Genomic DNA, 14,028 nt, shown 5'->3' on the forward strand with positions numbered 1-14,028 from the left:
TCCGCCGCCGCGTCATTCCCCTGACGCGGCGGCGGTGGCCGCAGCCGCCACTCCGGCCTGCACCGCCGCGACCGCCCTGCGCACCGCGTCGCCTGCCCAGTTGCCCGCGGCGATCCCCTTCGCACGTTTCTTCAGCTCGCGCCTGTCGCCGTCGAACACCCGGTGCACGGCGTCCACCGCGTACAGCAGCGTGATCAACGCCCCCGTGCGCTCGTCCGCTCCCCGGTGCCCGGCCGCGACCTCGCCGACCGCCTCGCGCACCTCACCGTGCGCCCGCTCGTCGGTGATCACGTACCTCTTCGCGGGAAAGATCCCGAGCACCTTCCGCGGTTCCACGCGCACGGCACCGCGATCGACCAGCCGCGCGATGACGTTGTCCTGCAACCGCTTCCTGATGCGTTCCACCGCGCGTTGCGGCCTCATCGGCCGGTCGAACCGCGACATCGCCTCGTACAGCACCGGATCGTTCAACGGCGTCGGGTCGACGACCTGGAGCTTCTTCCCGTTGGGCTCGAACGCGACGCGCCCCGAGTTCACCAGCTCGATCAGCACGGCGCCGGCGAGCGCGTTCTCCGCCGGGGAGAAGCCGCTCCGCACCCTGCCGGTCCGCTGGTCGATGAACAGCAGCATGAGGTCGTCGTGCAACATGAAGTCACGGTAGGTGCGCGGCCTGCGCCAGCAATCCCACTTTCGTCTCAGCTGCTGCTCACCGAAGTAGCGGCCACCGTCGTGGCCACCATCATCGCCATCAGCGCGACCTGGACCGCCTCCAGCGCCTTCTTCACCGCGACCCCGGCCCAGTTCCCGGCGGCGATCTCCTTCGCCCGCGCGTTCATCTCCCGCCGGTCGCCGTCGAACACCTTGTGCAGGCCCTTCACCGCGTACAGCAGCGAGATCAACGCCCCGGTGCGGTCGTCCGGCGCGCGATGTCCCAGTGCGACGCCGCCCACCGCGTCCCGGAGGTCGCTGACCGCCTGCGGGTCCTGGATCACGTAGCTCGTCGTCGGGAAGATCCCGAGCATCTTCGTCTTCTCGACGGACAGCACGCCCCGGCCTTCGAGCTGGGCCATCACGTTGTCCCGCACGTGGGTCCGCAGCTTCTCGACCGCCTGCTGCGGCTTCATCGGCTTGGTGAGTCTGCTGAGCGACTCCTGCAGGAACTCGTTGGGCAGCGGTGCCGGGTCCACGACCGCGAGCCTCTTGCCGTCCGCGTCGAAGGCGACCCGTCCGGAGTTGACGAGCTCCAGCAGCACGGCGCCGGCGAGGGCGTTGTGGATGGACGTCGTGTCCATGAGCACGCGGCCGGTCTCCTCGTCGAGGAAGAGCAGCATCAGATCTTCGGGCAGCATGGCCTCATAACGCCAGAAGGGCGCCGACTGTTGCAAGTCGACGCCCTTCGCAGCGAGCGGAGGATACGGGATTTGAACCCGTGAGGGGGTGAACCCAACACGATTTCCAGTCGTGCGCACTAGGCCGCTATGCGAATCCTCCGTGGAGAACCTTACCGGACAGGTGTTCCGCGACCCAAAACGGGGGTCGCCGGAAAAACTCCGGGGGCGGTGTCGATCTGGCGGGTGCCCGCTCGTCGTGATCCCGTAAGACCGACCGAGGAGGACCTTCGTGAAGTACATGCTGATGATCTACGCGGCCTCTGACCAGCAGGCCACCTGCACCGTCGAGGACTGGATCGCCCACGAGAAGGAGATGCGGGACGCGGGCGTGCTCGTCTCCGGCCACTCGCTCGCCGACCTCGTCACGGCGACCACCGTCCAGGTCGGCCAGGACGGCAGGCGCACGGTCACCGACGGGCCGTTCGCCGAGACCCGCGAGGTGCTGGGCGGCTACGAGGTCATCGACGTTCCTGACCTCGACGCGGCGCTGGAGTGGGCGGCGAAGTGTCCTGGTTCACGTGACGGCGGCGCTGTCGTCGTGAGGCCGATCGCCGAGTTCTGATGAACGTCGAGCAGGTGTTCCGGGAGGAACGCGGCAGGCTGCTCGCCACCCTGGTCAAGCGCTTCGGCGACCTCGACCTCGCCGAGGAGGTCACCTCCGACGCGATCGAGGCGGCGCTGCGGCACTGGCCGGTGGACGGGGTGCCGGACCGGCCCGGCGCGTGGTTGCTCACGACCGCGCGCCGCAAGGCCGTCGACCGCCTGCGCCGCGACCAGGCCTACGCGGCGCGCCTGGCGTTGCTGCAGGTGGAGGTCGACCGGGCGGATCCGCCGGCGACGGACGCGCTGCCGGACGAGCGGCTGGAGTTGTTCTTCACGTGCGCGCACCCCGCGCTGGCGGCGGAGGACCGGGGCGCCCTGGTCCTGCGTTGCCTGGCCGGTTTCACGACGCCCGAGGTCGCGCGGGCCTACCTGGTGCCGGTCACGACGATGCAGCAACGGATCGTGCGGGCGAAGAAGAAGATCAGCCAGGCGCGCATCCCGTTCCGCGTGCCGGACCCGCACGAGCTGCCGGAACGCCTGCCCGGCGTGCTGCAGGCCGTCTACTCGATCTTCACCGAGGGCTACGCGGCCCAGCGCACCGATCTCGCGGACGAGGCGATCCGGCTGGCCAGGATCCTGCGCTCGCTGATGCCGGGAGAACGCGAGGTCACGGGCCTGCTGGCGTTGATGTTGCTCGTCCACGCACGCCGGGACGCGCGCGCTGAGCTGCTGGAGGACCAGGACCGCACGCTGTGGGACCAGGACATGATCGCCGAGGGCAGCGCGCTCACGGAGCTGGCGCTGACCGGCGGCCACGGCCCGTACGGGGTGCAGGCCGCGATCAACGCGCTGCACGACCAGGCCGAGGACTTCACGAGCACCGACTGGCCGCAGATCGTCGCGCTCTACGACGTGCTGGACGGCCTCGCGCCGTCGCCGGTGGTCGCGCTGAACAGGGCCGCCGCCGTCGCGATGCGCGACGGTCCGGAGGCAGGGCTCGCGTTGCTCGACGAGCTCGCCGGCGAACCCAGGTTGCGCGACTACCACCCGTTCCGGGCGGCCCGCGCCGACCTGCTGCACCGCCTGGGCCGCTCCGAGGAGGCCGCACAGGCCTACCGCGAGGCGATCGCGCTCGCGGGCACCGAATCCGAACAGGACTTCCTGCGTCGCAGGCTGAGCGTCGTCGAGGGGCGATCATGATCATGAAGTGGCTGGAGGCGGAACGGCTGGGCGTCGCCGACCTGCTCGAGGACCTGACCGACGACGAGTGGCGGCGCGAGACGCTCTGCGCCGGCTGGACGATGCAGGAGATGGCCGCTCACCTGACCACGTCGACCCGCACCGGGTGGCGTGACGTGCTCACGGGAGCGGTGAAGGCGCGGTTCGACTGGAACCGCATGGAGGACGAGAAGGCTCGCGCGATCGCCGCGCGGTGCACGCGGCCGGAGCTGATCGCGCAGATCAGGGAGACGGCCGGGTCGCCGAAGCGGGCGCCGATGGCCGCGCCGATCGACCCGTTGGTGGACTTCCTCGTCCACGGCCAGGACATCGCCCGGCCGTTGGGCCGCGTCCGCGAGATGCCGCTCGAACCGGCCCAGGCCGCCCTGGAGCACGTGCTGAAGAGCCCGTTCTGGGGTGCGCGCAAGCGTTTCCGCGAGTCGGGGGTCCCGGACCTGCCGACCCCCGACCTGCTGATGCTCGCCACCGGACGTCACATCTCCGGCGCCTGATCCAGGAACTTCTCCAGCTTGCCGTCGCCCGTCTTCAGCTTCTTGTCGAGCCGCTTCACCAGCTCGTCGGAGTCGGCGAAGCGCTCGCGGTTGCCGCCCAGCCCGTCCGCCGTGGCCTGGAGCGCCTTGCCGAGCAGCTCGGACTGGTCGAGCCACGGCGCGGAGTCCGTGACGAACCCGGGGTGCGCCTTCTCCCGGATCAGCTTCGCGGCGCCGGCCAGCACGTCCGCGTAGGCGCGCAACCCGGCCACCGCGGTTCCCTTGTCCCCGGCCCGCCACTTCTCCGTGAACTCGTCGAGCTCCCCGGCGAGGCGCGGCGCCGTCCACGAGTTGAGGTCGAAGAACGCCAGCAGCGCCGTCGTCAGCTTCTCGTCGCCGCCCGCGAGCAGCCGGGCGTAGGCGTCTTCCGAGCGGTGTTCGTCGTACGCCGCGTCGTTCCAGGCGTAGTCGGCCATCTCGAACATCGCGACCCGGCTCGCGTAGGCCTGGCTCATGGGGTTCGCGAGGAGCCCCTCGACCTGCAGACCCGGTTCGCGGTCCGAGTACGAGCCCAGGAACAGCCGCCCCGCCGCGTCCGGGTAGTCGTTGACCGGGTAGTTGTCCCAGATCAGGGTCTTGCGGCCCCACAGCTCCCTGGCGCGCTCGGACTCCTTCCTGGTGATCGCCCTGGGCACCACCGCGGTGCCGGTCCACATGACGACGACGGACTTGTCCAGGCCGTCGCGGAAGACCTTCTTGTACGGCGTCGGGGTGATGTCGCCGTACTCGGTGAGCACGGTGATCAGCGGTCCGACGTCCGGCATCTGGTTGCGGATGGTCAGCGCGGTGTCGTTGAGCAGGTCGTTCTGCGCGCGGGCGGCGTTCGTTCGGTTCGGCGGCCCGTACTCGGCCTGGTCCTCGGCGCAGTTCCACTTCGCGTAGTCGATGTCGTCCAGCAGCAAGGCGAACGACTTGATGCCCGCGTTGTGCAGCTGCGCGAGCTTGGCCCCGATCGCGTCGCGGTCGGCGTCCTTCGAGTAGCACATGGAGAGGCCTGGAGCGAGTGAGTAGGTGAACTGGACGTGCGAGGCGGCGGCCCGTTTCGCCAGCTCACCGAGCTCGGCCAGGCGGTCGGCCGGGTAGAGCTCGCGCCAGCGGTCGCGGTGGTACGGGTCGTCCTTGGGCGCGTACACGTACGAGTTGGACTTCACGGAGGCCGCGAAGTCGATCTGGTCCTGCTGCTCGGCGTAGGTCCAGCGCCGTCCGTAGAAGCCCTCGACGATGCCGCGCAGGCGCAGCGACGGGTGGTCGTCGATCTTCACGCCCAGGACCTTGCCCTGTTTGACCAGCTGGCGGAGGGTCTGCGCGGCGTAGAACGCGCCTGACGGGTCCGCGCTGGCGATGCTGATCTCGTCCCGCCCGACGTTCAGCGCGTAGCCCTCGGCCGGCAGCGACTTGTCGGTGCGGAACCGAACCTTGAGCTCGCCGTCACCGGTGCCACCCGTCAGTGCCTTCTCGACCACCTGACGGGTGATCGCCTCGACGCCACCCTCGACGGTGACGGAGGCAGGGATCGGGACGTCGTCGCCCACGCGTTCGCTCGCCTGAGGCGTTGGCCACACGTCCACGTCGCTGGCGCGCTTGGGAGCGGCGGTCTCCCGTGTGGCCCAGAACCCGACCGCACCCGCCGCCACCAGCACGATCACGGCCACGAAGATCAGGCCTTTTTTGCGCATGATCGCCAGTCTGCACGACTCGGGTCGTGGCCCGGGAGTGTTGTCCACAGGTGGGGACAACACTGTGGGCAACTCGAACACCCGTTCGAGTCGAACCCTTCGCTACACTTGCTGCGGACCTCGTGCGGCACACATCTCGCGAACCTCCCCAGGGCCGGAAGGCAGCAAGGATAAGCGGGCTCTGGTGGGTGCACGGGGTCCCCTTTTTGTGTCGGTGCCCACCGGTACTGTCTGCGGCGTGGCGCTCGCTCTGTATCGCAAGTACCGTCCGGCCACGTTCTCCGAGGTCGTCGGCCAGGAGCACGTGACCGATCCCCTGCGCGTCGCCTTGTCGGCGGGCCGGGTGAACCACGCGTACCTGTTCAGCGGCCCGCGCGGCTGCGGCAAGACGTCGTCCGCCCGCATCCTGGCCCGCTCGCTGAACTGCGTGAAGGGCCCGACACCCGACCCGTGCGGCGAGTGCAACTCGTGCATCGGCCTGGCGCCGAACGGCACGGGCAGCGTCGACGTGGTGGAGCTCGACGCCGCGTCCCACGGTGGTGTGGAGGACGCCCGCGAACTCCGTGACAAGGCCTTCTACGCCCCGGCCGAGTCCAAGTACCGCGTCTTCATCATCGACGAGGCCCACATGGTCACCACGCAGGGCTTCAACGCCCTGCTGAAGATCGTCGAAGAGCCGCCGGACCACCTGATCTTCATCTTCGCCACCACCGAGCCGGACAAGGTCCTCCCGACCATCCGCTCGCGCACGCACCACTACCCGTTCCGCCTGATCCCGCCCGGCGTGATGCGCGGCCTGCTCGAACGCAACTGCGCGGCGGAGGGCGTGGCCGTCGAACCGGCCGTCTTCCCGCTGGTGATCCGCGCGGGCGGCGGCTCGGCCCGCGACACCCAGTCGGTCATGGACCAGCTCCTCTCCGGCGCGGGCCCGGACGGCGTGAAGTACGAGCGGGCCATCACGCTCCTCGGAGTCACCGACTCGGCCCTGATCAACGACGTGATCGACGGCCTGGCGGCAGGCGACGGCGCCGCGGTCTTCGGCACCATCGACCGCCTGGTCGAAGCCGGCCACGACCCCCGCCGCTTCGCCTCGGACCTGCTGGACCGCCTCCGCGACCTGGTCCTGCTCTGCGCCGTCCCGGACGCCGCGGACCGCAACCTGGTCAGCGCCCCGGAAGACGAGCTGGCCACCATGTCGGCGCAGGCCCAGCGAATCGGCCCGGCGGCCCTCACCCGCTACGCCGAGATCGTCCACACCGGCTTGGTCGAAATGCGCGGCGCCACGGCCCCGCGCCTCCTGCTGGAACTCCTCGTCTCCCGCATGCTGCTTCCGTCGGTGAGCCAGTCGGAAGCAGCCCTGCTCCAACGCCTGGAACAGCTGGAACGCCGCCCACCAGCAGCAATCGCCGCACCGGGCGAGCCCCAGGCAGCCGCCCCCGCGGGCGGCCCGGTCTTCACCCGCAAGTCGCAACAGCCGACGGACCCGGCGCCCGCGGAACAGCCGCGCCAGCCCGCGCCCGCACCGGCCCAGGCGGTGGCCCCCGCGCCTCAGGCCGCCGCTCCCGTTCAGCGTCCGACAGTTCCAAGTCAGCCTGCGCCTGCTCCGGCCGCTCAGCCCCCGGCTGCCGCGCCGACTCCAGTCGCCGCCCCACCCCAGGCCGCAGCTCCGCCCTCCGAGCCCGCCGCCCCGGCCCCCACCACCGGCGGCATGGACGCGACCGCGGTCCGCCGGGTCTGGTCCGAGCTGCTCGCCGCGGTCCGCGCCTCCAGCCGCAGCACCGAGGCGATGCTGACCAACGCCATGGTCAGCGAGGTGGACGGCAACGTCGTCACCATCACCCACACCTCGGCCCCCCTGGCCCGCCGCCTGGCGGAGCCCCGCAACACCGAGGCCATCGCCAACGCCCTGGCCACGGTCCTGGGCGGCACCTGGCAGGTCCGCTGCACCCACGGCACTCCCAGCGCCGCCCCACAGGCCGCAGCCCCCGCCAAGGCCCCGCGCCCGGCCCCGACCCGCCCGAGCCAGGCCCAGACCGCCAGGCAGCCCGAGCCCCAACGCCAGGCCCCGCGCCCACCGGCAGACGACGTCCCACCGCCCCCGGAACCCCCGGAGCCAGACGAACCCCTCCCGCCGGAACCCGACGACGAAGAGGCGATGCTGGCCGAAGCCGCCCGCCCGATCGACCCGGACAGCGTGAACGAGGCCCAAGACCCGGAAGCCGTGATGCTCAAACTCCTGGCCGACGAACTGGGCGCCCGCCCGCTCAAGAAGGCCTGACCACCCGCGCTGCCGCCGCGAGCAAGCAAACGCGGCGGCGCGAGCCGAGTAGCCAGGCAACGCGAGCGCGCCGGGAAACGCCCACCGGCGCCTCGGGCCGAGCGAGCGCAACGCCCGCGAAGGCCGGTGAGACGCCACCGGCCGGAAGCATGGTCGAGCCGGACGGGGGAGCACAGTGGCCACGGCAACCACGATCGTCAACGCAAGGGTGTTCGACGGCACGAAGCTCCAAGCCTGGACCTCGGTCCGCTTCGCCAACGGCGTGATCACCGACTGCGCGCCCACCTCAACCGCCCAAGAGGGCGACGAGGTCATCGACGCACAGGGCAGCACCCTCCTCCCAGGCCTGATCGACACCCACGTCCACCTCCTTCCCGGCGCCCTGGCCAAATCCCTGAACTTCGGCGTCACCACGGTCCTGGACATGTTCAGCAAGCCCGACCAGCTGACCACCGCCAAGCACCAGGCCGCCTCAAACCAGCACGTGGCCGACGTGCGCTCCTCCGGCATCGGCGCCACCGCCCCAGGCGGCCACCCGTCCCTGATCTACGCCCCGCTCCCCACCCTCACGACCCCGGACCAGGCCGACCGCTTCGTCGCGGACAGAGCCGCCGAGGGCTCGGACTACCTGAAAGTCATCGCTGCCCCAGGCGGCCTCTGGCCGTCACTGAACTCCGAAACCATCAGCGCCCTGGTAGCCGCCGCCCACGCCCGCAACCTGCTGGTAGTCGCCCACGTGAACTCAAGGGCAGGCGTAGAACAGGTCGTCTCGGCAGGCGTAGACGTGATCGCCCACGTCCCAGCAACCGCCGAACTGGACCAGCCCCTCGTAGACCGCATCGCCGAGGCCGGAATCGCAGTGGGCCCAACCCTCGTCACCGCCGAAAACACCCTCGGCACCTCCCAAGCCGAGGCCAACGCGCGCCGCCTGGCCACCGCAGGCGTCACCCTCCTGGCAGGCACCGACGCCCCCAACCCGGGCACCGTCTACGGCGAAAGCCTTCACCGCGAACTGGAGCTCCTGGTCAGATGCGGCCTGAGCCCGACCCAGGCCCTCTCCGCCGCCACCGCCGAACCGGCACGAGTCTTCGGCCTCGACGACCGAGGCCAAATCGCACCAGGCAAACAAGCAGACCTGCTCCTGGTGACCGGCGACCCGCTGACCGACATCACCGCAACCCGCGCCATCGAACGAATCTGGCGAGCAGGCACCCCGCACGAGCGAACCGAATTCGTCCCGACCAAGCCAGAAGCCGAGCAACTGGAAGCCTTCGACACACAGGTCGCGAAGGCAGTGGCAGCAGTGCGCAAGGCGATGGCCAACAGGCTTTGAGCAAGACCACTTCACCCACCGCACCGGGGACGACCAGCACAACCGGTGCGCCCGGAAAAACCCACCCCCGTACGCTGGAGACACCACAAAAACCACCGGAGAGGACGGACCACGCGGTGCAACCCGGTCAGTTCGACATGCAGGCCCTGCTCCAGCAGGCCCAGAACATGCAGCAGCAGATGGCGACCGCTCAGGAAGAGCTGGCCAACACCGAGGTCACCGGCAACGCGGGCAACGGCCTGGTCACCGCCACCGTCACCGGCGGCGGCGAGCTGGTCAACCTCGCCATCGACCCCAAGATCGTCGACCCGGAGGACGTGGAAACCCTCCAGGACCTCGTGATCGCCGCGATCAAGGACGCCAACCAGAAGGCGCAGAGCCTGGTGGAGCAGAAGCTCGGCCCACTGGCCCAGGGCGGCCTCGGCGGACTGCTCGGCTGACCGAGCGCGAACGAAGAAACGGGCAGAGAGATGTACGAGGGCCCGGTACAGGACCTGATCGACGAACTGGGCAGACTCCCAGGCGTGGGCCCCAAGAGCGCCCAGCGCATCGCCTTCCACCTCCTGGCAACGGAACCGGCTGACATCGAGCGGCTCCAGCACGCGCTCCAGAAGGTCAAGGAAGGCGTCGTCTTCTGCGACGTCTGCGGCAACGTGTCCGCCGAGACCAGGTGCCGCATCTGCCGAGACCCCAAGCGGGACCTCAGCCTGGTCTGCGTGGTCGAGGAGCCGAAGGACGTCCAGGCCATCGAGCGCACCAGGGAGTTCAAGGGGCGCTACCACGTCCTGGGCGGCGCGCTCGATCCGTTGAGCGGTGTCGGGCCGGACCAGCTCCGCATCCGGCAGCTGCTGAACCGGATCGGCACGACGACCGACGGCGTGGACATCTCCGAGGTCATCATCGCCACGGATCCCAACACCGAGGGCGAGGCCACGGCCACCTACCTGGTCCGGATGCTCAGGGACTTCCCGGGGCTCACCGTCACTCGGCTGGCCAGCGGTCTGCCGATGGGTGGCGACCTGGAGTTCGCGGACGAGCTCACCCTGGGGCGTGCGCTATCTGGTCGCCGGAGCATGTGACCAACGCTCCACCGCGGCTGGGCACCACCCGCCTGGTCGCGGTGGACGGCCCGTCCGGCGCAGGCAAGTCGACGTTCGCCAGGGACCTCGCCGAGCAGCTGAACGCCCAGCTGATCAGCACCGACCACTTCGCGACGTGGGACGACCCGACGACGCGGTGGTGGCCGCGGCTCACCCAGGCCCTCGACGACGTCGCAAACGGCAAACCTGGTCGCTACCGCAAAACCGACTGGTCCCAAGGCTTTCCGTGCGTAGCAGAAGGCAACGAGGTCACGATCAGTCCACAAGGGACCATCATCCTGGAAGGCTTCTCGTCAGCCAGGAAAGCAAACGCCACAAGGCTGAGCCTGGCGATCTTCGTCGACCACGGAGACGAAGCAACCCGCCTGGAACGCGCCGTCGCACGAGACGGTGAGAACGAAAGAGAACACTTCATCCGTTGGCAGCAGTACGAACGAGGCTGGTTCGCGGTCGACGAGACGAAGGCCAGAGCGGACTACGTCGTCACCTCGAGCTGAGCGCGGACGACCGAGGCCTCCGGCGTTCCGATCGCGCTCAACACCTCCAACGCGGACGACCAGTGCGTCCGGGCCGCGTCGATGTCGCCCAGCGCGCCGTACGCGTCGCCGGCCAGCAGGAGGGCGCGTCCGAACACCCAGCGGTGGCCGGAGTCCGAGCCGACCGAGGCCGCGCGCAACGCGCATTCCAGGGCACCGGAGGCGTCCGAGGTGTCGAGGTGGATGCGCCCGAGCACGAGCAGCACCTCCATCTCGGCCAGGCGGAACTGCGAACGGCCCGCCTCGACCAGCGCCGAGGTGGCCATCGACATCGCTTCCTCGTACCGGCCGCTGCCCCGGTACGAGGCCGCCAGACCGCGTCGCGCCGAGCAGATGCCCCACGAGTAGCCGGTCTCCACGGCGATCGTCAGCGCCGACGAGAACTGCTCGACGGCGTCCTCGAAGCGGCCGGCGCCCTCCAGGGCACGGCCGAGCAGGTTCATCGCGTCGCAGACGCTCTTGGCGTTGTCGAGGTCCTGGGCGATCTGCATCGCGGCCGACGCCTCGACCGCGGCTTCCTCGTACCGGCCGCGCATGATCAGCGTGATGGCCATGCCCTCGTGCATGGTGTGGCCGAAGTTGCGGGCGGCCGCGCGTTCGTACAGCTCGCTCGCCTGCGCGAAGTAGGAGGCGCCGAGGTCGGGCTCGCCGCGCCACGCGTGCACCTCGCCCAGCGCGCGCATCGAGTTGGCCTGGGTGATCCACGAGTCGAGGCGCGTGCCGACCTCCAGGGCCTCCTCGAACGTCGACGCCGCGCGGTCGAGCTGGCCCAGCTGCATGTAGACGCCGCCGAGGTTGAACAGCGCGTTGGCCTGGACCTGGAACGCGCCGATCCGGCGGGTGATCACCAGGGCGCGTTCGAGGTGATCGGCGGCGTGTTCCAGCTCGCCGAGGTCGATGTTGACGCTGCCCGCGTTGGACAGCACCGCCGCCTCGGCCTCCGGCAGGTCGATGTGCTCCTGCAGGGCGATGGCCTGCTGGTAGTAGCCCAGGGCGTTGCGGTGCTGGCCCGTCACCCAGTAGAGCGTGCCCAGCGACGACAGCATCGCGAGCTGGCCGAGCTCGTCGCGCGGCGCGCGGGCGCCGAGCAGGCCCGCCTTCGCCGTCTCGCGCCACTCCGCGGTCAGGCCCTGCGTGTAGAAGTAGCCGCGCAGGGCGTCGGCCAGCTGCCACGGCGAGTTCTCGGGATCGCGTTCCACGGCGTGCGCCACCAGGGCCACGAGGTTGGCGCGTTCGACGTCGAGCCACGTCAGCGCCTCGGTGGAGCTGCTGAACGTCCGCGGCAGCACGCCGTCGAGCGGGGTCGGGCGCGGGAAGCGGAACAGCGTCGACTTCATCGCCGACGTGGCGTTGTCGACCGAGCGCACCGCCCAGTCCAGCAACCGCCGCAGCGCCAGCCTGGAGTCTGCGCGACCGTCCTCGAAGGCCAGACGTTCGGCCGCGTAGTCGCGCAGCAGGTCGTGGAACTGGTAGCGGGACGGCGCGTGGTTCGCGATCAGGTTCGCCGTCGCCAGGCGGTCCAGCCGACGGCGAGCGTCCTGTGTGGTCAGTCCGGACAGCGCCGCCGCCATCTCGGGGGTGAAGTCCGTGCCCGGCACCAGCGACAGCAACCGGAACATGTGCGCCAGCTCGGGTTTCAGCGCCGTGTAGGACAGGTCGAACGCCGCGTGCACCGCGACCCGCTCGTCGCCCTCGACCGCGAGTGCCGCCAGCCGGTTGCCCGCGCGGAGCTCCTCCACGTAGTCCGCAATGGACAGTTCGGGGCGTGACACCAGGTTCGCGGCAGCGATACGCAAAGCCAATGGCAGATGCGCGCACAGCTTGGCCAGCTCGAGCGCGGCGTCCTCCTGGGACGCGACTTCGTCCGCACCCAAAATGCCTGCGAGGAGTGACTGCGTCTCGCTCCAGTCGAGCACGTCGAGCCGCACGTTCGACGCCGCGTGCGAGACGGCCAGACCGCGCAGCGTGTCCCGCGAGGTCACCAGCACCGCGCACCCCGGCGAGCCGGGCAGCAGCGGCCGGATCTGCTCGGCCGACGACGCGTTGTCGAGCAGCAGCAGCACGCGCTGGCCGGTCAGCGTCGACCGGAACATCGCCTCCTGCTCGTCCTGGTCGAGCGGCACCTGGTCCGGCTCGGTCCCCAGCGCGCGCAGGAACCGCGGCAGCACGTCGACGGCGCTCAGCGGCGGGCCGGGAGCGTACCCGCGCAGGTTGACGTACAGCTGACCGTCCGGGAAGTCCGCCCGCATCCGGTGCGCGGCGTGGACGGCCAGCGCCGTCTTGCCCACGCCCGGCGGTCCGGCCAGCGTCACGACCGGCACGCCCTGCGCGGTCCGCAGCAGCGCGACGATCAGGGAAACCGCCTCGTCGCGGCCGACGAAGTCCGGGATGTCGGCGGGCAGCTGCGACGGCACGACCCGTTCGGGCTTCGCGGCCACGACCGGCGCACCGGACGACGCCGCGGCCACCGCGTCGATCGACCCGGACAGCACCTGGCTGTGCACGCGCCGCAGCTCGTCGCCGGGATCGATGCCCAGCTCGTCCCCCAGCAACCGGGAAACCCGCTGGTAGGCGGCCAGCGCCTCGCTCTGCCGGCCGGAGCGGTACAGCGCCACCATGAGCTGCGCCCAGAACCGCTCGCGCAACGGATATTCGCTGGTCAGCCGGGACAGCTCCGCGACGAGCTCGCCGTGGCGGCCCAGTTCGAGATCGACCTCGACCCGGCGTTCCAGCACGTGCAGACGACGTTCGTCGAGGCGCGGCACCTCGTCGCGGTGCAGGATCTCCGACGGCACGTCGACCAGCGCCGGGCCTCGCCAGAGCCCCAGGGCGGCGGCGAACGCGGCCGAGGCGGCCTGCAGGTTCCCGGCGGCGCGCTCCTGCTCGCCCTGTTCGATCAACGGCTCGAAGCGCATCAGGTCGATGGACTTCTCGTCGACGTCGATCAGGTAGCCGTCCGGGACGGTCCGGATGGGCACCGACGGCCCGAGGAGCTGTCTGAGACGCATCACGTACGTCTGAAGAGTGGCTCTCGCGCGGGCAGGAGGCTCGTCGCCCCACACGTTCCCGGCGAGCTCGTCCACGGACACCGAAGTGCCCGCACGCAGCAACAACGACACCAGCAGCGCTCGCTGGCGACCCGCGCGGACGAGCAGTGGTTCGGAGTCGATGAGGACCTGGAGGGGGCCGAGCACGCGGAACTCGACCTGCCTGTTCATACGACCTCCTCCGCGTGTCGTTGTCGTTTCTACAGCCTAGGAGAGCGTTCGACGCATCTGCCGTGCTCACGTTGGGTCAGCGGGCATGCGCCAGACGTATCAGAATGCCTGGTCTAGTGGCCGGATCGTGACCTGAGTTGACCCGGAGGGGTCATGAACAACGGTTATGGTCGGCGACCACACC

At 70.2% G+C, this 14,028-nt stretch carries 12 protein-coding genes, 1 tRNA gene and 1 other RNA gene; 9 read left to right on the forward strand and 5 right to left on the reverse strand.

Annotation, left to right across the window (positions count from 1 at the left end; all coding sequences use genetic code 11):
• Window positions 1-12 precede the first annotated feature (12 nt).
• The 3 genes from AOM45_RS03085 to AOM45_RS03090 form a co-directional block, all read right to left on the reverse strand.
• Complete coding sequence (locus AOM45_RS03085; RefSeq protein WP_030469514.1) at window positions 13-648, reverse strand: GOLPH3/VPS74 family protein; 636 nt, start codon at window positions 646-648, stop codon at window positions 13-15.
• A 47-nt stretch (window positions 649-695) separates the two neighbouring features.
• On the reverse strand, window positions 696-1,349 hold the full coding sequence (locus AOM45_RS48790) for a GOLPH3/VPS74 family protein (RefSeq protein ID WP_030469513.1): 654 nt from the start codon (window positions 1,347-1,349) through the stop codon (window positions 696-698).
• 57 nt (window positions 1,350-1,406) lie between these two features.
• A tRNA-Ser gene (locus AOM45_RS03090) sits at window positions 1,407-1,491 on the reverse strand.
• 129 nt (window positions 1,492-1,620) lie between these two features.
• On the opposite strand from AOM45_RS03090, the gene AOM45_RS03095 reads away from it, so the two are divergent.
• Genes AOM45_RS03095 through AOM45_RS03105 form a run of 3 tightly spaced genes read left to right on the forward strand, consistent with a single transcriptional unit; the run spans window position 1,621 to window position 3,664 of the window.
• The gene (locus AOM45_RS03095) at window positions 1,621-1,953 is read left to right on the forward strand and encodes a YciI family protein (protein WP_030469512.1); all 333 of its coding nucleotides are present in this window, start codon (window positions 1,621-1,623) and stop codon (window positions 1,951-1,953) included.
• Window positions 1,953-3,134 (forward strand): RNA polymerase sigma factor, encoded by a 1,182-nt coding sequence (locus AOM45_RS03100; protein WP_030469511.1) that lies wholly within the window; start codon window positions 1,953-1,955, stop codon window positions 3,132-3,134. The genes AOM45_RS03095 and AOM45_RS03100 overlap by 1 nt, the downstream gene beginning before the upstream one ends.
• Window positions 3,131-3,664, forward strand: coding sequence for a maleylpyruvate isomerase family mycothiol-dependent enzyme (locus AOM45_RS03105; protein WP_030469510.1), 534 nt, complete (start codon window positions 3,131-3,133; stop codon window positions 3,662-3,664). Before AOM45_RS03100 ends, AOM45_RS03105 begins: the two co-directional genes overlap by 4 nt.
• Here AOM45_RS03105 and AOM45_RS03110 read toward each other — a convergent pair.
• Window positions 3,646-5,379, reverse strand: coding sequence for a glycoside hydrolase family 84 protein (locus AOM45_RS03110; RefSeq protein ID WP_051783987.1), 1,734 nt, complete (start codon window positions 5,377-5,379; stop codon window positions 3,646-3,648). The two genes, AOM45_RS03105 and AOM45_RS03110, sit on opposite strands and share 19 nt — an antisense overlap.
• Before the next feature lie 112 nt (window positions 5,380-5,491).
• On the opposite strand from AOM45_RS03110, the gene ffs reads away from it, so the two are divergent.
• From ffs to AOM45_RS03140, 6 genes are all read left to right on the forward strand, one after another.
• An RNA gene (gene ffs / locus AOM45_RS03115) (signal recognition particle sRNA small type) lies at window positions 5,492-5,586 on the forward strand.
• Window positions 5,587-5,617: 31 nt separating this feature from the next.
• Window positions 5,618-7,657, forward strand: coding sequence for a DNA polymerase III subunit gamma and tau (locus AOM45_RS03120; protein WP_030469508.1), 2,040 nt, complete (start codon window positions 5,618-5,620; stop codon window positions 7,655-7,657).
• 175 nt (window positions 7,658-7,832) lie between these two features.
• Window positions 7,833-8,990, forward strand: a complete 1,158-nt coding sequence (locus AOM45_RS03125; RefSeq protein WP_030469507.1) for an amidohydrolase family protein — start codon at window positions 7,833-7,835, stop codon at window positions 8,988-8,990.
• Between the two features lie 137 nt (window positions 8,991-9,127).
• Window positions 9,128-9,430, forward strand: a complete 303-nt coding sequence (locus AOM45_RS03130) for a YbaB/EbfC family nucleoid-associated protein (protein ID WP_035911413.1) — start codon at window positions 9,128-9,130, stop codon at window positions 9,428-9,430.
• Between the two features lie 30 nt (window positions 9,431-9,460).
• The gene (gene recR, locus AOM45_RS03135; RefSeq protein WP_030469505.1) at window positions 9,461-10,069 is read left to right on the forward strand and encodes a recombination mediator RecR; all 609 of its coding nucleotides are present in this window, start codon (window positions 9,461-9,463) and stop codon (window positions 10,067-10,069) included.
• A complete protein-coding gene (locus AOM45_RS03140) occupies window positions 10,066-10,587 on the forward strand; it encodes a uridine kinase family protein (RefSeq protein ID WP_030469504.1) in 522 nt (173 codons plus the stop codon). The genes recR and AOM45_RS03140 overlap by 4 nt, the downstream gene beginning before the upstream one ends.
• Here AOM45_RS03140 and AOM45_RS03145 read toward each other — a convergent pair.
• Window positions 10,566-13,844 carry an AfsR/SARP family transcriptional regulator gene (locus AOM45_RS03145; protein ID WP_030469503.1) on the reverse strand — a complete coding sequence of 1,093 codons (3,279 nt, stop codon included), beginning with the start codon at window positions 13,842-13,844 and terminating at the stop codon, window positions 10,566-10,568. The genes AOM45_RS03140 and AOM45_RS03145 overlap by 22 nt on opposite strands.
• Between the last annotated feature and the right edge of the window lie 184 nt (window positions 13,845-14,028).

This window comes from Lentzea aerocolonigenes (assembly GCF_000974445.1).
GTDB classification, from domain to species: Bacteria; Actinomycetota; Actinomycetes; order Mycobacteriales; family Pseudonocardiaceae; genus Lentzea; species Lentzea aerocolonigenes.